This window comes from Corynebacterium pygosceleis (assembly GCF_016595275.2).
In the GTDB taxonomy this organism is placed as follows: domain Bacteria; phylum Actinomycetota; class Actinomycetes; order Mycobacteriales; family Mycobacteriaceae; genus Corynebacterium; species Corynebacterium pygosceleis.
Genome location: NZ_JAENIQ020000001.1, coordinates 335768 through 357086 on the forward strand (window position 1 = coordinate 335768; position 21319 = coordinate 357086).

The following is a 21319-nucleotide window of genomic DNA, read 5'->3' on the forward strand; positions in this document are numbered from 1 at the left end:
CCTACCGGGGAAAATTCAGGCTCCCACCATGGAGACGTGGGACTAGCGAGTCATCATACATCACCACAGCCCCAAAATGAAACACCTCCCGGCACCGGAGAAAACCGGAACGGGCACCACACCCCCGAGCAGCCGTCGGGGACAACTGGCCCGAACCTCCGACAGGGGCAGAATCCCGCCACGACAATGCGGCGACAGTGCGGGAGAGGGCGCAGGTCACCCCACCGGAGTTGACGCGAATCGCGAACACGGCCCCGACGCCCCCACATCCCGCCGGCGAACCCCACGGAGACCAACCCGGACAGGATACGGATCCGGAACATCGACCCCGCACGGCGGGGAGAATCCTTGCCCGTCACCCTTGGAAAGGTTACCCTAACCGTAGGTCCGGTAGGTCGACCTTCAGTCCGTGACATCTAATCGACATCTAATCCCGAGAAGTCCCGAGGAGATTGAACGTGCCCACACGTCGTACGCCCCATCTCGCCGTAGCGCTGGTCGCAGCCCTCACACTCGCCGCCTGCAACAGCACCGGGGATGACACAGCAGATTCAGTTGATTCATCACAGGCGGTCTCTTCCCCGTCGAAGGGAAACAGTGGCGACGGAGGAGAGTCCGGAGGTTCCGGGGATAGCTCGGCGTCCGCCGACGAGACGCGGACCGTGCACCACGAGGTCGGAACCGCCGAGGTCCCGGTCTCCCCGATGAAGGTCGTCGCCTTCGATGACAACGCCGGCATAGCCGCACTGGCGGCGGGCATACGCCCCTCAGTCGTCTACACCTCGTCCAGCGACGTCGGTTCTGACGCGATCCTCGAGGCAGCCGGTGTCGAGATTCGGGAGGCGGCCGCCCTGGAGCTTCCCCCCATGGAGGAAATCCAGGCTCTCGGGGCCGACATGTTCGTGGGAACAGGTGCCGTCGGCCCGGTGGGCCAGCAGTTCGACAAGTTGAACGACATCGCGGGAACGGTGGTTCTGCCGATCACCGGCCCGTGGGAGGAGCTCGTGAGGAGCAACGGCGAACTGCTCGGGGCGGATCCCGGGGTCACCGACCGTCAGATCGAGGCGATCCGTTCCCGCCTGGAGGCCGCAGCCGCCGCTTCCGACGATCGGACCATCTCACTTCTCGGAAACACCTTCGGTACGTCCAACTTCACCATGCCACCGGCAGCCCCCAGCTCCACACTGATCAAGGAAGCCGGATTCGACCGTCCGGAGTTTCAGAGACAGGAGGCCGAGGGTTATGCGGTGACCCTCTCGGATGAACTCCTGCCGCAGCAGGACGCGGATATCCTCGTCCTGCCCGAAGGAACCTACTACGACGCGGATGCACTCCTGGCGCTTCCCACGGCCAGGACCCTGCAGGGTGAACAGGTCCGGACCCTGGCCGAGTTGTGGCTCGTCGCCACACCTTTCGCCTTCTACGGGATCGCCACCGACCTGGAGGCGATCGCAACCGGGAAGCCGGTGACGACGGAGGACACCATCGGCGACCTGTGGGATGATTTTGCCGCGGAAACGGAAATTTAACGCCACTTCCGGATGAGATCGCGCCGGCCCCGTCCCGTGGGTGACACCAGCGGGACGGGGCCGGCGCGATCGTGTCAGGCCAAATACCGGCGGGCCGCGGCGAGAATTATCCGGTTGGTCTCTTCGGGTTGTTCGAGATATCCCAGGTGCCCCGCATCTTCCACGGTGACGACATCGACACGGGGCAGCAGATCAGCGAACTCACGGACCGCACCGGGCGGGGCGATGATGTCATCAGCGAACGACACCACCGTCCCCGGTACCGTACAGCGGCCCAGCATGTCCGGATCCGGCCCCGGAACCGACGCAGCGACACGGAACTGCTCCACCACCCCAGTCGGCGGAGGCCACGGCTGGCAGGAAAAGAGGTCGGCCCAGTTCCGGGCGGAAACCGGATCCTCCAGTGTCCTCGGCGAGAGTCCGGCACAACCGAGAAGCACCCTCAGTGACTCCGATCCCGGGACAACGTCCCCGGTGAGTGCGGCGTGCGCCCGGAGATACATCTGCGCGACGGTACCCGCGCTCGACTGGGCGGCCATGAGCACCATGCCCGCGACCAGATCGGGCTCCCGGGCGGCCAGCTCCACCGCGACCCGGGCCCCCATTGACGTACCCACGACAAGTACGGGGCCGTCGGCGATCTGACGCAGAATACGGGCGGCGTCTCCGGCCATTGTCTCCGGTGGAGCCGGAAATTCTGAGGAGGATCCGCCGACCCCACGTGAATCCGGGGCTATCGTGCGGTATCCGGCGGCGACGAGGGCAGGTACCTGATAGGCGCGCCAGACATCACCGGGTGACCCGGCCCCCATCAGCAGCATCACGTCCGGGCCGGAACCCTCCACGTGAACGTTGATGTCCGCTGTACCGCATTCAATGATCACGTCAGTCAGCACCTTTCCCTTCAGGACGGTCGAGAGCAGTTGACAGTGCGAGGATGTGCGTCACGAACCTGTCCACCAGCAGTTCGACGAAACACCGCTCGAGATTATCCGGATTGAACCGCCACACGGAACAGAGAACGGGGCCGTTCTCCGCCGCCTGCACGCCGACGGACACCTCGAGGGGGTACGGGCTGCGCATCTCCGGCTCGGGTGTGAGATCGACGTCACCGACGACCCTACGATCGGTGACGACGGTGAACGGCTCCGCGTCGGTGACCGTTCCGGAGGCGAGAGTGTCCGCGCGACCGAGATGTATCAGCATCACCTGTGGCGCCGTGTCCCCCGTTACCGGAATACATGCCGCTGCGTGCAGGCCACCCGAAGGCACGTCATCGAGGGTCTGGGCCACGGCATCGATCCATGCCCCGGCATCTTCACGGGTGATCTCCACGGTACCGGCCGGCGGTGTACTGCCCCTCCCCAGAACCACCGGGTAGAGACAGTTGAGCCAACCGACGACATCCCCGGGGTCACGGTCTCCGACGAGGTGTGCTCCCCTGCCGTGACCTTCAGTGATGACGGCCGCCCCCGATGTCGGATCACCTCCGACAGTCTCCGTCCACGCCCAGGCGAAAGCCGCTGCGACGGTGTCCCGACTGCGCGCACCGAGCAGCAGATCCGGCGCGGGAATCTCCCGTTGAAGGAGTTCGGTGTCCCCCATGGAACCGGTGCAACCGGCCACGGGGAGGGGTTGTGCGGCAGCCACGGATTCCGCGACGGACCTCCAGTACGACTCTTCACCACCGCTGTCCGTAGCGTCACTGATCCAGTCCTCGAACACCGATGTGTCACCGGTGTGCGCCGGCAGATCAGCACCGGACCAGCCTGCGGCCAGATCCCCCAACAGCACGTGCCAGCTGGCCAGGTCGCAGACGGTGTGATGGACTGCAGCGATCAGTAGTGGATCCGGTGATCCGGAACCCAGAATCACCAGGCCGACCATCTTCCCTTTCTCGGGGTCCAGTGCCTGGCGGGCCTTCTCCACCGCGTCGGCGACAGTGTCGGCGCACAGTGGGTCCCCGTCGATGCCACGGATCTCGGCCCCGCTACCGACGCCAGGTTCAAGACGCAGGCCTTCGCCACTGCGGACCAGCCTGCTGCGGAGGATGGGGTGGGCCCGTTCAACTCTCCCCCAGCAGTCGGCCACACGGGCCAGCTCTGCACCGGAGGGGAGTTTCACGACCATTGTCATGGCGAATCGACGTATCTGTCCCAGATCAGCGAGCCAGTGCAGCATCGGCCAGCACAGATGCCGCGGAACGGAATCCCGGTGCGGATCTTTCCCACGGTCGTCGCCACCCATTTCCGCTGGGGTCCCGGCGTCGATCGCGGAGGCGAGTGCCCGAATGGTGTCAGCCCGGTTGATCATCCGAACACTGGCGTGCAGACCTTCCTTCTGCAGTGCGGTCACGAGCCCCATGACAGCGATGCTGTCGATTCCGAGATCGCGGAACGGAATGTCGGTACCGACTGTGTCGCCATCCCTGTGGAGCAGTCTGCACACCACGCCATGCACCGTTTTCTCGGTGTCCGACACCGCCCGGGAACCTCCCGTCGTTGTCGGAAGCAGAGATTCCAACGTCGCAAAGTCGGTCTTCCCGTTCACGTCCCGTGGGATCACATCCACCTCGGTCACGACCGATGGAACCATGTAGGCCGGCAGATGACTGCCGCAGTGGGTGAGAACCGTCTGCACATCAAAATCCCCGTCGCCCTCTGCGACCACCCATCCCATCAACGCCCGATGACCGCCACGGTCAACCACACCCGCGACGGCGTGGGCAACCCCGGGACAACTGTTCATCACGGCGGTTGTCTCTCCGGGTTCCACACGGAAGCCGCGGATCTTGACCTGTCTGTCAGCACGCCCGACGAACACCATGCGCCCGGCTTCGTTGACCCGCACCAGGTCTCCCGTCCGGTACATCCGGCGACCGTCCGCGGCGGGGACGAATCTCTCGGCGGTTCGACCGGGCTGTTGCTCGTACGACAGTGCAACCTGGTCCCCCGCGACATACAACTCCCCGGTGAAGCCACGCGGTACCGGTGCCAGGTCAGGACCGAGGACATGGCACAGAGTGCCGGGAAAGGGGAAGCCGATGTTCGGCGGATCGTCCGTGGTGAGACGCGCCGAGCACACCTCGACCGTGGTCTCGGTGGGGCCGTAGAAATTATGGACCGCGACCCCTTCGGTCTCGGCCAGCCTGCGCCAGAGATCCACAGAGATGTCCTCGGCGCCGAGGGCCAGAACCTTGAGCCCTCCCGGCGCGACAAGCCCGGCATCGATCAGGGGACGCACCAACGTCGGTGAGGTGTCGAGTATCTCGACCCCGGCTGCACGTACCACCCGGACGAACTCGGCCGGATCAGTCAGACAGTGTTCGTCCAGGATGACCAGCTCCCCGCCCGCCAGCAGCGCGAGCTGCGGCTGCCATGCGGCATCAAAGGCGAATGACCAGGCGTGGCCGGTGACAAGGCCACCAGATTCCTCTGACACTGGACCCCAGATCCGTTCGGAGTGCGCGGCCAACAGGCCCAGAATCCCCTTGTGCGCCGCGACAACCCCTTTTGGTTTTCCGGTGGACCCGGAGGTGAACACCACATAGGCGGGGTCGGACTCCGTCACCGCGTGCAGCTCCCCGGGGATGAGCGGTAGGTTCCCCCGGGGGGCTCCCTCCATCATCAACCGGGAACCCGAGGGTGCCTCGATCTCGGGCATCCCCTCCGCTGTGACGGTCGCCGAGACCCGTGCCGTATCCATTATGTAGGAGTTCCGCTCAGCGGGGGCATTCGGATCAAGCGGCACCACGACAGCTCCGACCGAGAGAATCCCCAGCAGGGCGGCGGGATAGGCCACGGTCCGGGGCAGTAGCACGGCAACCCGATCGCCACGCCCGATCCCCGCCGCGGAAAGCCGTTCGGCGGTACGGGCCGCCCAACAGCTGAGTTCCCTGTAGGTCAGCGTGCCTTCACGGTCCGTCACCGCGGGCCGCTCGGCGTACCGAATCGCGGTACGGGCGAAGACGTGCGCTATCCCCTCCCCCGCAGAACTTTCCGCGGAGTGATGCCGTGGGCGCGATTCGGCGTGTTCCACCCCGACACCACGAATGGGCCGGTCGGGATGGGCGACGAGCGAATCCATGAGGCTGCGGACCAGGTTCGTCAGCTGTGGTCCATCCACACCGGAAGGCAGAGCTTCGGTCCGGACATCGACGGTCAGATGGAGTTCATCACCGATTTCCGCGGGCGCGAGAACGAGCGGAAAATGCGACCAGCTGTCCCGGTGAACGGGATGCATCGTCACGCCGTCCCCGAAGTCGACCGCCGTGGCCGCTTCACCTTTCGGTGCGTTGTGGAAGACCACTGCCGTATCGAACAACGGTGAGACTCCCGCCCATTGCTGGAGCTCCGACAGCCGGTTGTAACTGTGGGTGCGGGCCACCGTCAGTTCCCTCTGCACACGGCGGCACAACTGTTCCACGGTTTCACCTGTGGCGGTGTTGATTCGGGCTGCGATGGTGTTCGTGAACATCCCGATCATTTTCTCCGGGTCGGGAACGGTCTCAGGCCGCCCCGCGACACTGACACCGAACACCGGGTCGGGGGTCCCGGTGATCCTCCGCAGCACCAGTGCCCACGCAACCTGGGCGAGGGTGCCGAGTGTCACCCTCATCGATCGTGCACCGTTCCGCAACCGTTCAAGGTCGGTTCCACGGATCACCTGGGTCGACATTTCCGGTGGGCCACCTGCGGTGGTGGGGCTACCCACCACACACGGTCCGTCGAGTCCCTCGAGATACCGGCTCCAGAATTCCCGGTCGTCGCTCTGATCGCGACTGGTGAGCCACGCACTGTAGGGCCGCACCGGGACGGGGTCCACCGTGGAGTCGCCGGTGTAGGCCCGGCGGAGCTCCTCCCACAGCAGCGGTACGGACCATCCGTCGATGAGGATGTGGTGCATCGTCCACACCAGAAGTGCATCGGAGGGTCCGACGGTACACAGCTTGACTGCACTGACGGGTCCGCACCCGAGGTCGAACGTACGGAGACGTTCACTGTCGGCGAGTCTCCGGGCCTGCTCGACGGTGCATGTCCTCTCCTCCCAGTCGACGACAGGCTCAGCCGGGACGAGAGCGACGGGGTGAGGCAGGTTTTTGGAGGTGAAGCGTGCGTCCAGATGGGGGTTCCGCTCAACTACCCGCGTCACGGCCTGATGCAGTCTGCGGGGGTCGAGGGGACCCGCGAATGCCATTGCGAGTTGCACCGTGTAGAGGTCACCTGCCCCACCGACCGCCCCGGAGGCTGCCGCGTAGAGCCCCTCCTGAAGCGGAGACAGCGCCAGGACATCAGAGACTCCCCTGTTCATGGAAGTGTTCCACCCGTATTCTCCGGTTCGCCGTCATGATCTGCATCCATCGCTCGACGCACCGACAGCGGACGCATGTCGGTCCAGTTCTCCTCGATGAACCGGAGAATCTCGGCGCGCCGGCCGGGGCCGTGAACCACCTTCCATCCGCTGGGCGGTTCCCTGAAATCCGGCCACAGGGCGTACTGGAGTTCGTCATTGATGACGGCGTAGAACACACCGTCGGGATCGTCGAAGGGGTTGAGGTGCATTTTCTCTCCTAATTCTTCCGGGGCAACGTAACTTTCAGTTTCAGGACCGTCACTGCACGGAATCCGTCACGGGGAACCGTGTCTCCACGGCTGAGTGCTTCCGGGTGCACACCGCTACGCTGTCGTCGACGCCGTCACCGGGTCGCTTTCCGCCTTGCGGAAGGCGATGAGCAGCAGGCACAAACCGGTCAGGCACCCCAGGCCTGCGAAAGCCGACAGCAGGGCGGCGGCGTCCAACTTGATGAGCAGGCCACCGACAGCGGCGCCACCGGCCACACCCACAGCGCTGAGCGAGCTGTTGAGGGCCAGCGCCTGAGCGGTGAGCGGACCCGCGATCTGGTGGAGTCTCACCTGAACCGCCGAGGCACACCAGTAGGCGAGGGCACCCCACAGGGGCGTCAACGCCAGTATCACGGGCAGCGGAACCGGGCCGATCTGTGTCAGCGTGGTGAACACAGCCATCAACACCGCGTATCCTCCCATTCCCCACATGATCGTGCGGTCGGGGCCGATCGCGTCAACGCACCAACCCCCGCCGAAAACCCCGGCGGTGGCGGCGACGCCGAAAAGCATGAACACGGTGCCGCGGTCTGTGGCGCTGCCGACCGTGGCCTCCAGGAAGGGTGCCAGATAGGTGACCAGGGCCAGTGCCCCCATCACCGCCACGGCGCCACCGATCAGCGCCACCGAGATTGAGGGATGTGCGAGTACCTTCAACTGTTCCCTGACACTGATGGCGGGAGCGGGTTCCACGCCGGGGAACGTCAGGACCACGAGCAGCGTGGAAACGGCTCCGCACACCGCTATGAACCCGAATGTCGCATGCCAGCCGACTGTTCCACCGATCCACACCCCCAACGGAACGCCCACCGCGACGGCACCGGTGACCGATACCGACAGCAGCCCCAGATAGCGCCCCTGACGCCGCTGCGGCGCCAGTTCCGCCGCGGCGGCGAAAAACACCGGTAGACACGCCGCAGCGGACAACGCCGACATCATCCGGAGCACCACGAGACCCCAGTAGCTGTCTGTGACGACGGCCAGCGCGTTGGCGACGGTGAAAATGACCAGCGCCACCGGAAGGAGCAGGGTGCGCGGAACACGGGCGAACACGACACCGAACACGGCGACACCGACGGCCATCGTCACGGAGAACACCGTCACCAGCTGCCCTGCGGCTGCTTCCGACACATCGAGGCCCTCGGCCACATCGGGCAATATACCTGCGATGATGTAGTCATCGGTGAACAGACTGAATAACGCGATACAGAAGCCAAGCATCCACCAGGGAAAACGCTGTCTTTCTCCGGTTTTGCTCATGCCGCTCCCTCGATGTCGCCGAGGAACCGTGTCCAGGTCTCCACCGCACCGGTCTCCCCCACCGGCAGGCCACCACGAGCCACCTCACCGAGGTCCCGGGCGACAGCGTAGAACGAGAACGGATTCATGGTGCACCAGAGTTCCCCGAGCACGGCGACCTTCACACCGCTCAACCGTCGGAAAGCCGCGGACTCCCGCAAGACCCCGTCGGTGTAGTAACCACCGGTGGGGACAGCGATGATGTCGGCGTCATGGTCCGCCAGGTCATCGGGATCGAGGATCCTCCACATCAGATCATCGTCACACCGCATCTGCGGTTCAGGCCTACGGAATCCAGATTCCCCGATCAAATGCGACAATACGGTTGACGGTGGCATCGTGAACGTCGTTTTTCCGAAGGTATTCGACAGAACCGACAGTGACCGTCCCTCCGTGTGCCGGGCCGCATCAGCCAGCTGAGCGCGGATGGCCGCCTGCACCGAATCGGTTCGTCCCCCCTCGTCGCCGACCGCCGCCCCCACCGCCGCAACGACATCCGTCCAGTTCCCCAGGATCGGCAGTACCGCGGTCTCAGCCACCTCCCGTAGACTCCGGATCTCCTTGCCCGCCGGGCTTTCTTCGCCTGTGGCGATTATCAGGTCGGGACCGCATTCCCGCAGTTCCCCGTTGCCGGGGAGGCCGAGAACGTCAAGCTGTTTCACCCGGCACCCGAGTCCCCGGAGAATATCCTGTGCGACGCGATCCCCCGCGGAGGCGTAGACGGTGTGGGGTACAACGGAAAACGAAGCGGCCGCGAGTCCCGCAGATTCATCGAGGGCCACCACTCGGACACATGAGTTGTTCAATGCTTCACTCCTTAAAATCTTCTTCCGTGGTCAGTTCGTCGGTTTCCGGAGCGGTCAGACCGTCGACCGGTACAGGTCCGCGAGATGCTCATACTCACGTTTCTCCGGACTGGCCCGCATCAGGTCGACGAGATGCCGGGGCGACAATCCCCCCATGACGTCCCGGACGGACACAGGAACACCGTCACCGAAGAATTCGCGCAGAGTCGCTATGAGCCGGAACCCGGTCAGTGAATCTCCGCCGAGGTCGAAGAAACTCAGGTGCGGTGGGGCGCTGTCGATCTGCAGTTGCTCGGCCCAGATGTCACAGATGAGCTCAGTCAGCGGATCCGTGTCGCCGTCTTCCCGGACGAACGTGTCGGCGGCGGCTTTCTCGAGCTGCGCATGGTCGATCTTCCCCGCACGATTGACGGGGAAACAGTCGAGTTTGTGGACCCCTCGTGGCCGTACCGCAGGAAGAAGCGCCTGTTGCAGTTCATTCCCGACATCAGTCACATCCGCGTCGCCGGTGATGAAAACAACGGTGCCGACGACCTCTGCGCCCGACCGCAGCGGCACCACCACTGCATCCAGCACTCCATCGACGTCTTTACACACCGCTTCAATTTCGGCGGGTTCAACGCGGTTTCCCCGGATCTCCAACTGCCGGTCAGCACGACCGACGAAGCGGATCAGACCATCTTTCCAGGATCCCAGATCACCGGTGTGGTACCACCGCATTCCGGTACGGGGGTCCGTCGTGAATCTCGCACCGGGACAGTCACCGAGATAGTCCTCCATCACACCGGGTCCCGCAACTACCATTTCTCCGACGGCTCCGTCAGGACGGTCGCGTCCGGAGCTGTCGACGATACGGTAATAGGTGCCCGGTAGAGGTCGACCATAGGGAACGCCGTCCCACCCCGGGGGCGGCCCCTCCGCCGGTACCTCATAGACGATGTTCCACCCGGTTGTCTCACAGGGACCACCGATGCTGAATACCCGGACCTCCGGAGCTGCCTCACGGAGTCGCTCGACCAGTTGTTCCAGAACCCGGTCCCCACCGGTCATGACGATTCGCAGACCACTGAGATCAGCTCCGGTCGCGGCAGCCCCGTCAAGCAGCATGTCCACCGCTGCCGGTACCGCGCAGATGCACGTCACCCTGTGCTCGACGGCGAGTCGCGCCCACTCCTCGGGATCGGGCCGGCGAGGTGGAACCACCACTGATCCCCCGGCGGCCTGGACGACGAAGAGATCGAAGAAAGAGAGGTCGTGATGGTTACGGGACAGGGCCAGACTGCGGTCCTCCGGGCCGATACCGATGAGACGGAGAGTTTCGGAGACGCACAACCGCATCCCGGACACCGGAACCGGAACCGCTTTCGGCGTACCGGTGGAGCCCGATGTGAACAGTACCGCTCCGCACCGGTTCCCCGATTCGACGACGGTGGGGACCGCACTACGTGATGCAGACGTCCCGGATGCGTCGATGACCGGAGCCGGACAGAGATCCATGAGGTCACGGCGGTCGGTGATCAGGGCACTGATTCCGGCGGCCGTGAACATCTTCGCGGCCCGGGAGACGGGGCAATCGGGGTCGACGGGGAGATAGGGACGCCCGGACGCCAGCACACCGTAGATCGCGGCCACCGTATCCGCGGCATCACCGACGGCCACCGCCACCGGCCCGTCGTCAGCGGCGTGACCGCCCACCAGATCAGAGATGCGGGCGGAGCGACCGGCCAACTCGTTTCGGCTGACCCGCCGGTCCGGGGCAATGACCGCCACACCGTCACCCGGATGTGTGAAGATGGGCTCCACGAGGTCTTCGACCGCACCGGGTCTGCCACCATAGCCCCTTGCCAGAGCCGCTGCGGTACCCACCGTCCGGTACAGCGGAGCCAGCCATGCCGCACGCTCCGTCAATGAACGGACGCCTCTCACCACCCCGGCGAAGACGTTGTCGGAAACCCCCTCCTCGAACTGTCCCTGCAGCACATCCGCCCGAAGCAACAACGAGCCGTTCTCTTCGGAAACGAGGAGATCGAACCAGACCTGCGGGGTCTGGGACACCGCGAAACTCTGGGTCAGTGCCCCGTCGAACAAACTCCCCATATCGTCCGCGACCCCGAGTTCACTGGTGAAGACCACCGGCGCCACGGGTGCGGAGAAACTGCCGCGGTGGTGCTGCAGTTTCCGTAGGACCTCCACCCCGGACACTGCGGTGTTGGCGAGGTCGGCGGACAATCTCTTCTGTATCCGGACGGCGAGCTCGGCGATGCAGCTGACGTCCCGGACGTCGACGTCGAGAAGAATGAATGACGCGAATTCACCGACGATGTCCTGTACCGCGGTGTCGGTGCAGTCCCTCCCCATGGTGGGGACGTTGATCATGAAGTGACCCGAATCGGAGTATTCCGCGAGCGCCGCGGAATAGATCGCCAGCAGTGCGGCATTGGGGGTGACACCGTGAAGCGCTGCGGCGTCCTTGACGCTTCCCCATGCATCGGTGTCGACGGTGTACCGCAGGTTCTCAAAGTGCGGGTCCCCGGGGCCGGTCGCCGCCAGCGGTAGTGCGGGCGCCGCAGGCAGCGACGCCAGGCGCCGGTTCCAGTAGCGTGCGGCGGCGGCCACGGCTTCCGCTCCTGCCCCTTCCCTCCACTCCAGGTAGTTCCGCACGTAGTCCCTGAAAGTCGCGCCCTGACCTTCACCGGCGGTCAACGGTTCACCCCGATAGGCTTTCTCCCAGTCCGTCATGATGCGGCGAACGCTGTGGGCGTCGGCTATGAGCGCGTCGATGCTGACACACAGCGTGTAGGTGTCGCCGTCATCGCAGGCCTCGACCTCGAAGAGCGGGAAACGGGCGAAGTCATGTTGACTGTGGGACAGTTTTCGCCGTACCTCCCGACCGTCGGCTTCCCGGCCACGGGTGATCGGTATGGTCACTCTCCCCGGGTCCCGGAGCACGCGCTGCGTCATGTCGGCCGTATCGAACACCGTCCGTAACGCCGGATGGGATCCGACGACCCTGTTGAGTGAGTCCTCCAGACGTCGGTGGTCGAGGGAGCCCGACGCTCCGGTGTATTCGAGATACAGATGACACGCGACGTTACCACCATCGAACTCCGGGTCTCGCCCGATTATGTAGGCCTGCTGCTGGTCCAGGAGCGGGAAGGGCTCATACCGGCCCCCGGGATCACGGGTCAGGGCACCGAAGAGAGTCTGTGTCCCGCCCTTCTCTTCACGACGGAGCCGGAGCAGTGCGGAAAGATCGCTGAAAACGGGGTGGTCGTGGATGTCCCTGACACCGACCGGCGTGCACAATGCGGTCGACAGTTCCCGGGACAGGAAGACGGCGGAAAGGGAACTTCCACCCAGCGCGAAAAAATCATCGTCCTGACCCGGATGAACTCCGAGCACGCTTTCCCAGGCCAGCGAGATGGCGTCCGTCTCTCGCTGCTCCGGTCGCCTGTCTGTCCCGTCGCCAGCGTTCTCGAGGAGTGCCCTGCGATCCACTTTGCCGGTTGATGTGCGCGGAATATCGTCGACAACGGTTACCGTCGCCGGAATCATGTAGTCGGGTAGATCCGTGGACAACCTGCGGCACACAGCATCCTGCAGGTTCTCCGGGTTCCCGGAGACCACGAGTTGGAGCTGTTTCTCGTGGGCGGGCGTTTCGACGACGAGCACCGCCGCGTTCCCCACTCCCGGAACCGCCAGGGCACAGGCGGTTATCTCACCGGGTTCGACCCGGTGTCCACGGATCTTCACCTGGTCATCGACGCGTCCGACGAAATGCAGACAGCCCTTCTCATCGAGCTCGACGATGTCCCCGGTGCGATAGATCCGTTCCCCCGGACGAACCGGATCAGGAAGGAACGTGGTGGCCGTCGCAGATGGTTGTCCTGTGTATCCCCGGGCTGTGTGGGGGGCGCGGACATAGAGTTCACCGGTGTTTCCCGGGGGGAGGACACTGAGGTCAGGCCCCAGAACCAGAACCGCCCCCGGTGTCGTCGGACGGCCGAGTGGTACCGGCCCGTCCCCGTAGTCACCACAGCACAGGGAGAACTCGCAGACCACATGGGTTTCGGTTGGTCCGTAGTGGTTGTGGAGTGTGGTCGCGGGATGCGCGACGAGAAAGTCCCGGATCCAGGTGTTCATGACCAGTGGTTCACCGGCCTGGTACATGTGACGCAACCCGGTCAGTGGGCGGTCGGACGCCGTCGCCACGCGGCAGATCTCCTGGAGCATGACCTGGGGGCAGAAGAACTCCGTGATGTGACGCTCCCGCAGCCACGCGACGAGCCCCTCGCCGTCAGCCCGCAGCGTGTCCGGCACGATGTCCAGCACACTACCGGTGACCAGGGCGGCGATCATCTCCTGGATGGACACATCGAAATTGAGGGTCGTGTATTGGGCGACGACGCCCCCACGGTGTCTCAGGGACCTCGAGACATGCCACTCAGCCAGACGGGTCATCGATGACACGGTCTGACCGACAGCTTTCGGGGAACCGGTGGAACCGGAGGTGAACAACACGGCGAACAGATCGCCACCGCACACTTCCACCTGCCCGGGGCTGAAATCCTCCCACGCGTTGTCCGGAACCACACAAGGTAGGTCCCACCGGTGTGGATCTTCCGTGACAACCGCATCGATCCCCGCCTTCTGAGCGTAGGTCCGCAGCCTGGCGGTCGGCAGTGACGGGTCGAGGGGACAGTATGCGGCGCCCCGCCGTAGAACCGCGAGAATCACCGCGACAGATTGAATCGACCGTGGCAGGTGCACGCCGACGACGGAACCACGCTTCACCCCGGCATGCTCGAGCTGCCCCGCCAACCTGCCGACTTCGAGGTTGAGCTCCCCACAGCTGAGCTCCTCGTTTCCGCACCGTACCGCCGGGCGCCCTCCACCGGATTCCAGGGCCCCGACGATGAGTGTGTTGACCGTTCCCCCGGGTGTCCGCTCGACGACATCGGCGGGATCACCGGCTCCGAGCGCCGCGACGAGCGTGTCCATGTCGCACCGGTCGAACACATCGACAGTGAAATCAAGGTGCCACCCGTCATCGTCGGGCCACAGCAGAAGTGGATGATCGTTCGCGGGGTCACCGGTGTCCGTGACCGTCCGCAGTCCGTCCGGGGCGGGCATGATGAACCGACTCGGCGCTATCGCCGGTCCCCCCACAGGTTGAACGTCCCGGCACCGGTAGTCCGCGAGCGGGCCCGGTGTGAAAAGGCCGAGTATGTCCGCTAGAGATTCCGGCAGTTCATGGCATCCGACCGGCACACTCAGCTTGTCCGGGAAACGCACGGGAGAACTGTCACCGTACCGATCTGGCTCGGGGGCCGATTGTCCGGTGAGGGCCCAGGCAACCTCCCGGGCGGCAGACGCTCCCCCGGCGCCGGGGGTCACGATGCGCAGAGTATCTCCGTCGCACTGCACGACGGTGATCTCCTCGCACAGTGCGACGGTCTCCGCACTGCACGCGGCGTCCACCGTCCGCAGACCCCGCGTCTCGGCGCGGGAGATGATCTCCGTGGGATCCGCCCCGCACATCCGTGCCTCGTAGCGGGATACCTGAGCCACCGTCATGCGCGGCCTCCGTCCTCTTCGTGGTTTCCGGACCGGAACAGTTCCGTGGGCGGTGCGTTCCCCGATATCCACTCCCCCAGAACAGGTAGTGACCTGTCCGAGGAGAGCGGGTGGAACCGCAACGCCCGGCTGGCCGCCAACAGCGCCGGGGCAACCGGATCACAGGCCAGGCCATGTCCCCCGAGAAGATCGAACGCACCGACGGCGATGTCCGGCGCGAGGATCTCTGTCACTGCGCGTGCCGCTACGGAGTGGGTGAACGCCGCGTCCGCGTCTCCACCGGGCACGAGGTGTTCTGCCGCGGCATCGACAGCGTTCCGGCACGCGTAGATCTTCGCGGCCAAAGCTCCGAGTTGTGCCGCGTTGTTCCGTGGAGACTCCGCCGCGCGTGAGGTCAGTTCCACGGCGACACCCAGATAGGTTGCCGCCGCCAGGACGTTGAACCACGCCCATGCGGACAGACCGAGTTCATCGAGGTTCCCACCCGGACCGGGGGGTAGGACCATACCTGTGGAAGCCCGCACATCATCCAGTCGCACTTCGTGACTTTCTGCCGCGAGCAGCACCGGGCTCGTCCAGAGGTCCGCGGTGGTGATTCCCGGTATCTGTGCCGGTAAGACCGCCAGACTCACTCCCAGAGAAACACCCTGTTCGTTGTAGGTGGAAACGGTGCAGGTGAGCAGATCCATGGACCGCGACAGGCTGCACGGTTTCTTGCTTCCGTTGATGATCCAGCCGTCACCACTGCGACGTGCGGTTGTCGCCGGGGCGAGGGCTTCAGCCCCCGAGCGCCCCTCCGAGATGGCGGAGGCCATCAGCATCCCCCGTTCGGCCACCGCCCGCAGAAGTTCCCACTGTTCCGCATCATGTCCGTGATAGCACCCGATGTAGTCGGAGAGGGTGACCACGGAAAGATGGTGCATGAGGGTGGCGACCGCCACGGAAGGTGCCACTCCGGCGAGTGCCGATTGAACGGCCACCGCGGTGGACCCGTCAACCCCGATGCCCCCGGCGTGCCGGGGCACGACGAGTCCGGGGGCCCGGGATCCGGAGAAGAGGCTGAGTGCGGAACCATCGGCTTCTTCGTTCGCCGCGATCCCCCGGTCCCGTAACTCCGTGATGAGGCCACCACAGAGCTCATCGGCCGTGTCGGCGTCGCATCCACCGGGGAAGTGTTTCGCCGCCGTCATCACTGTTGCCCGTTCTTCAGGAGAGCGACCAGACTCTCGTGGTCGAGGCCCGATGCACTCATGGGGGGCGGGTTCTCCCCCGGGGTACCGTCCCCCTCATCCGCTGTCACATGCGCCTCTCCGGCTTCGGTGGCACAGAGATCGGCTATCGTCGGATTCTCGAAAATCATCCGGGCCGTGACCGGATGAGACGTCGCCCGGGATCGACTGGCGATGCTGATCGCCTGAATGCTGTTGCACCCGAGGGCGAAGAAATCGTCGTGCCTACCCAGGTTGACCACCACACACACGGACTCGATGATGTCCGCGAGTTCTGTTTCCACGCCCGGTTCCGGTGGATCGAATTGTCCTGTGGTGGCATAGGGCGGAGCTTCCCCGACCGAGGTCGGGATCTCGTCCACGAACTCGATGCTCCCGGGAATGAGGGCCCTGTCGACACCTGCACCGAGCAATTCCTGCTGCAACGCGGTTCCGGGGCTCCATTCCGGGTTGGCCTCCGGAGGCAGGGTCCGGTCACCGGTGACCCAGGCGATGAGTGCGTCGCAGCCACGATCGGTCGGAACGGCCGCGACGATAGCGTCTTCAATACGGTCGACATCCGTCAGAACTGCACGTGAAGCTGTGTGATCGTCGGGTTGCGTCATCATTGCTGGCCTCTCTGTCTGGTAGGTGTCTGTTGATGTTCAGGGGTTATGGGGGCGGTGGTGTCACGACAGAGTCGGACGAGAGTGTCGCGCAACAGGTCGACCATTGACTGCGCCGCCTGTCGGGTGAGCAGACTGCCCCGGTAGACGAACTCACCTCCGGTGGTACCGTCACCCCGATCGAAGAAATCCCACGCAAAGTCGTATTTGGCCGTGGGGGCCGTCTGGGGAATCATCCGGAATGTCACACCGTCGGCGTCTGCGGTGACGTCCGCATCATGTTCACGGAACTGCAGAATCTCCCTGAAAAGGGACGACCTGGAGGCTGTCGGCGCGGCATCCCCCAACTGCGTGATCGTCTCGTAGGACAGTGCCGCATGATCGAATGCCCCCGCGGCGGCACGTGCACAGGCCGCGATGTGATCCCTGAAAGAGCTCCCGGCATCCACCCGCACCCGGAGGGGCAGCATATTGACACTGCTACCGAACTGGTCGTCCCCCGCTTCACGGGTCGAGAACGGCACACCGATGATCTGGTCGCCGTTTTTCGAGACGATGGCCCGTTGTGCGGTCAGTGCAGCGAAGACGACGATGAACCTGGTGACGGACATAGCCGCCGCAGCCTCGGTCAATAGCGCGGTGGTGTCGCTGTCCAGGTCGAAGCTCAGCAGCTCACCGTCCCCCGTGTTTCCGTCCCCGCAGACGTCACCGGGAACCGCTCCGGCGAGAGCCCTGCTCCAGTACTCTTTCGCCGCGGTGTCATCCCGGTGACGTTCGTCCACGGCCCGGTCCGCAGGCTGTCGTCGAACGGCCACCGCACCGGTTTCTCCTCCGCCGACGACGGCACGGTGGCATTCGGCCAGTTCCCCGGGCAGTGCCCTCACCGCCGCGTCATCACAGGCGATGTGATGGAAGACGGCGGAGAGAACGAGGTCCCCCGCCCCACGACGTAGCAGGGCGAAGCGAACGGGAACCTCGTCCGTGATGTCGAACACCGTGGTGGCGAGCAGTCGCAGGGCGTCGTCGGTCTCGTCACCGGTGTCTATCACGGTGACATCGGGAACGTAGTCGGTGATGTTCTGCCAGGGAAGGCCCTCGTGTTCCGGGTAACTGGTGCGGAGAACCTCATGCCGTTCAACCATCAGACGGATGGCGGATATGACCTGTTCGACATCGACATCACCACTGATTTCCACGGCCGCGGGAACAGTGTACAGATCCGACGGACCCTGCAACTGGTCGACGATCCACAACCGGCGCTGTGCCTCGGTCAGTGGCGGGCGGTCCGGTCTCGGGCCCCGTTCACCGGGGCACGGCGAGACTGACGGTGACGTTGACACGACATCGTCACCTGTGGAAAGCATCTCCCCGATCGTCACTGCGAGTCCCCCGGGAGTTGGATCGGCGAAGATGGCCGACAACGGAACCTCGACGTCGAAGGACCTGGTCAACTCGGCCGCAACCTCCACCATCAGCAGGGAGTGCCCCCCGACAGCGAAGAACGAGTCCCCGGGACCGACCGGTGTACCGCCCAGGACACCGGAGAAGATCCGTACCACCTCAGCGACGATCTCCGGATCACCACCATGCTCCGGTGCTCCCGCAGGCGGTGCAGGTAGAGCGGATTTGTCTATCTTCCCGTGGGCGGTGCGGGGGAACTGCTCCAACGTGATCACCCGGGAAGGCACCAACGCGGGGGGCAACTGTTCGGCGACCGATGCACGGACCGAGGATTCGTCAGGTTGCACTGCCGGGTCAGTGGCGGTGATGTACGCGGTGACTGCGGTGCCGCTGATGGTCACCACGGCATCCGCGATTCCCGGACATCTGCGGACCACCGCGGAAATCTCCCCGGGCTCGGTACGGACGCCGCCGATCTTCACCTGGTCATCGCTTCTGCCCATGAAGTGAAACTCACCGTTGCCCGATCTGACCAGATCTCCGGTTCGGTACCGACGACGTCCACCGGGAGCAGGAACGAAACGGGCCGCGGTCTCGGAGGGCATCGAACGGTACCCCGTGGCGACGGCTTCACCACCGATGTAGAGTTCCCCGGTCACACCTTCCGCCACCGGGTCCAACCATTCGTCGAGAATCTCGCATGACGTATCTGTTTTGGGGTGACCGACAGCCACGACACCCGGCGGTTCGTCACCGGATACGAGATGTCCCGTGACGGAAACGGTGGTTTCGGTCGGGCCGTAGAAATTACCGATGGTCACCTGCGGGAGCATGGTCCGGACCTCCTCAGCGAGGTCCGTGGGAAACGCCTCCCCTCCCACGGGGATGAAACGCAGGTACGGCAGTTCCGTACCGCTTCTGTGGGCTGCGCTGAGAAAGTGGCGGAGCAGGGTGGGCACGGCGTGGACGATGTTGCACCGTGATTCAGCCACCGCAGCCACCATCAGGGCCGGGTCCCGTTCCACCCCGTCCGGCGCGACAATCACCTCACCCCCGACCGCCAGGGTGCACAGTATCTCCCCGATGGATATGTCGAATCCCTTTGACGCGGTGTGCAGCCAACGTGGCGGTTCCACGTGCCGGTAGAACGTGGGCAGGAACCAGCGGACATGAGCCCCCAGTGCCGCATGGGTGATCATGACGGGTTTCGGTTTTCCCGTTGAACCCGAGGTGTGAATCACACAGGCGATCTGCCCCGGTGAAGGGAGCGGAATCTCCTCACCCCCCACCCCACCGCCGGTCCGGGCACCTGGATCCATGACCACCAGTTTTTTGTCACGGGCGAGGGAGCGGACATCACCGTTGTCGGTGACGACCACCTTGACCTGTGCTGAATCCAACAGCATCCGGATCCTGTCCGATGGTGTCAGGGGATCAATCTCGGTGACGACCGCACCGGACCTCAGTATTGCCAGGAGCGACACCGTGGACTGAACTGAACGTCCGGAAACTACCGCGACGGTGTCACCCGCCCTGACACCGTTCGCCCGGAGAAGTGCGGCCTTCTGCTCCACAGCGGCCCACAGCTCGGCGTAACTCAACACCGCATCACGACCGGATACCGCGATCCGTGCAGGATGCTCCTCCACCGACCGCACCAGTTCATCGAGAATTCCCGTCCGTGACGGTGCCGGTTGCCCACCTGTTTCCGAGAGGGCCGCCGGTACCGGTACCGCCTCATCGTCCCGGACGAGTTCACGCATCGACTCGGCGACGGCCGCGAGGAAGGAGCGTGCGTACCCGGCACCGATACGGGCGGTCTGGTAGTTGACCGCAATGGCGGCACTGTCCCCGTGGTCACGGAACATGACGTTGATCGGCATCTGACACACCGGCAGACGGGCGGGAAGAACACGGCACTCACCGTTCCCGATCGTCACGGTCATTCCCACCTTTTCACTGGCCACCGCGACATCGATACCGCGCGTCGCCCCCGTCAACCCCATCAGGCGCACCTGCTCCGCGAAATCGGTGTGCCCGTGACCGAGAGAGTCGAGGAGCGCCGCCCCGCAGCCGGTGGTGTACTCGGACGCCGACTCTCCGGGAACCACCTCCAACGGAACCATGACGGTGTTACCGTGATATCCGATCCACACCCCCTCCCCGTCATCGTGGTCCCTCAGCAATATGGGGACGGCCACCGCACAACGACCGGGACCACGACGCATCGCCAGCCGCACCGAAGCCAGAATCAACGTGAACACACTCACCCGGCGGCGGGCCGCGCAGTCACGCAGGGAACTGAGTTCCTCGGGCGGGACAGGGATTTCCACACTGTCCGCGAGTGACGGTACCGCGTCTCCGGGATCCGCCCATCCGGCGAAACGGCTGGTCCTCCCGATCTCTCGCCAGAATTCGGTGTCCACCCGGACAGACGGGACGGACGGTGGACCCTCGAGAACCGGCAACGGTTCCCCCGAGCGGTAGAACGCGGACAGATCGGTGAAGAACGGCCCCCAGCAGCTGTCATCGAAAGCCACGTGGTGGACGGTGACCGCCATTCCGGTGACCGTCCCCTCTCCGTTCCCTTCAACCAGAGTGACCCGAATCGGATGCTCCGCGGTGAGGCGAAAAGGAATCTGCACGTCATGATTCGCCGCATCGAGCGGATCCGTGCCCCGGATGACGGTGACGGGACATCTACCGGGCAGGTCGGTGACCATCTCCGCCCCCGCGTCCGAGAGCGGGTAGCGACTCCTCAGCGCAGAATGCCGCTCCACCACACGGTGGAGCGCCCCGGTCAGCCGGTCCCGGTCCAGAGGATTCGGAAACTCAACCGCGACGCCGATGTTCAGGGCGATCCCGGTCGGATCGGAACGGTGGAAGAGCAGTATCCGTTCCACATGGGAGGTGACCCGCCCCCCGACCGCAGCGGTACCGCTCCGCTCCCTGGACTTACGGACCACCGACCGCAGTTTTCCGAGACGTCTGCTCCGGGAGTCTGCGGCGGTCACGGTTGACCGCCCCGAACCGGCGGACAGAGGAACGGACGAGAAAGATCCATCGTTCACCCCTTCAGCTCATTGTTCCCCACAGGTATCCGGAGCCGTCAACCGGGTTCCGCCCGCCTTTGACAGCCTTCCAGAACCTGCAACTACAATGTAGGATAGCATATGCTAACGACTGTTTTGGTCGCAATCGTCACAACATTAGTTTTTCGCCGGACAGGCCTCCGTGACCATGCTTCCGGCG

At 64.6% G+C, this 21319-nt stretch carries 10 protein-coding genes; 1 reads left to right on the top strand and 9 read right to left on the bottom strand.

The genetic code is table 11. The features are described 5' to 3' along the window. Window positions 1-458: 458 nt before the first annotated feature. Window positions 459-1529 (top strand): TroA family protein, encoded by a 1071-nt coding sequence (locus JIM94_RS01445; RefSeq protein WP_200253916.1) that lies wholly within the window; start codon window positions 459-461, stop codon window positions 1527-1529. A gap of 74 nt (window positions 1530-1603) precedes the next feature. On the opposite strand, the gene JIM94_RS01450 is transcribed toward JIM94_RS01445, so the two are convergent. The 9 genes from JIM94_RS01450 to JIM94_RS01490 form a co-directional block, all read right to left on the bottom strand. Next, the gene (locus JIM94_RS01450) at window positions 1604-2413 is read right to left on the bottom strand and encodes an alpha/beta fold hydrolase (protein ID WP_200253918.1); all 810 of its coding nucleotides are present in this window, start codon (window positions 2411-2413) and stop codon (window positions 1604-1606) included. 1 nt (window position 2414) lies between these two features. Further along, on the bottom strand, window positions 2415-6839 hold the full coding sequence (locus JIM94_RS01455; protein ID WP_200253920.1) for a non-ribosomal peptide synthetase: 4425 nt from the start codon (window positions 6837-6839) through the stop codon (window positions 2415-2417). Continuing rightward, the gene (locus JIM94_RS01460; protein ID WP_200253922.1) at window positions 6836-7090 is read right to left on the bottom strand and encodes an MbtH family protein; all 255 of its coding nucleotides are present in this window, start codon (window positions 7088-7090) and stop codon (window positions 6836-6838) included. Before JIM94_RS01460 ends, JIM94_RS01455 begins: the two co-directional genes overlap by 4 nt. Before the next feature lie 114 nt (window positions 7091-7204). Then, window positions 7205-8410: an MFS transporter gene (locus JIM94_RS01465; protein ID WP_200253924.1), complete on the bottom strand. Its 1206-nt coding sequence runs from the start codon at window positions 8408-8410 to the stop codon at window positions 7205-7207. Continuing rightward, a complete protein-coding gene (locus JIM94_RS01470; RefSeq protein ID WP_200253926.1) occupies window positions 8407-9255 on the bottom strand; it encodes a TroA family protein in 849 nt (282 codons plus the stop codon). Before JIM94_RS01470 ends, JIM94_RS01465 begins: the two co-directional genes overlap by 4 nt. Window positions 9256-9309: 54 nt before the next feature. Beyond that, window positions 9310-14832 (bottom strand): non-ribosomal peptide synthetase, encoded by a 5523-nt coding sequence (locus JIM94_RS01475; RefSeq protein WP_200253928.1) that lies wholly within the window; start codon window positions 14830-14832, stop codon window positions 9310-9312. After that, window positions 14829-16022, bottom strand: coding sequence for an acyl-CoA dehydrogenase family protein (locus JIM94_RS01480; protein WP_200253930.1), 1194 nt, complete (start codon window positions 16020-16022; stop codon window positions 14829-14831). Before JIM94_RS01480 ends, JIM94_RS01475 begins: the two co-directional genes overlap by 4 nt. Further along, window positions 16022-16669: a phosphopantetheine-binding protein gene (locus tag JIM94_RS01485; RefSeq protein WP_200253932.1), complete on the bottom strand. Its 648-nt coding sequence runs from the start codon at window positions 16667-16669 to the stop codon at window positions 16022-16024. Before JIM94_RS01485 ends, JIM94_RS01480 begins: the two co-directional genes overlap by 1 nt. Continuing rightward, window positions 16666-21081 (bottom strand): non-ribosomal peptide synthetase, encoded by a 4416-nt coding sequence (locus tag JIM94_RS01490; protein WP_200253934.1) that lies wholly within the window; start codon window positions 21079-21081, stop codon window positions 16666-16668. Before JIM94_RS01490 ends, JIM94_RS01485 begins: the two co-directional genes overlap by 4 nt. Between the last annotated feature and the right edge of the window lie 238 nt (window positions 21082-21319).

Coding starts and splice junctions, on each gene's coding strand:
- JIM94_RS01485 (WP_200253932.1), bottom strand. CDS start 16,669: ATGATGACGCAACCCGACGATCACACAGCTTCACGTGCAGTTCTGACG.
- JIM94_RS01480 (WP_200253930.1), bottom strand. CDS start 16,022: ATGACGGCGGCGAAACACTTCCCCGGTGGATGCGACGCCGACACGGCC.
- JIM94_RS01465 (WP_200253924.1), bottom strand. CDS start 8,410: ATGAGCAAAACCGGAGAAAGACAGCGTTTTCCCTGGTGGATGCTTGGC.
- JIM94_RS01475 (WP_200253928.1), bottom strand. CDS start 14,832: ATGACGGTGGCTCAGGTATCCCGCTACGAGGCACGGATGTGCGGGGCG.
- JIM94_RS01460 (WP_200253922.1), bottom strand. CDS start 7,090: ATGCACCTCAACCCCTTCGACGATCCCGACGGTGTGTTCTACGCCGTC.
- JIM94_RS01455 (WP_200253920.1), bottom strand. CDS start 6,839: ATGAACAGGGGAGTCTCTGATGTCCTGGCGCTGTCTCCGCTTCAGGAG.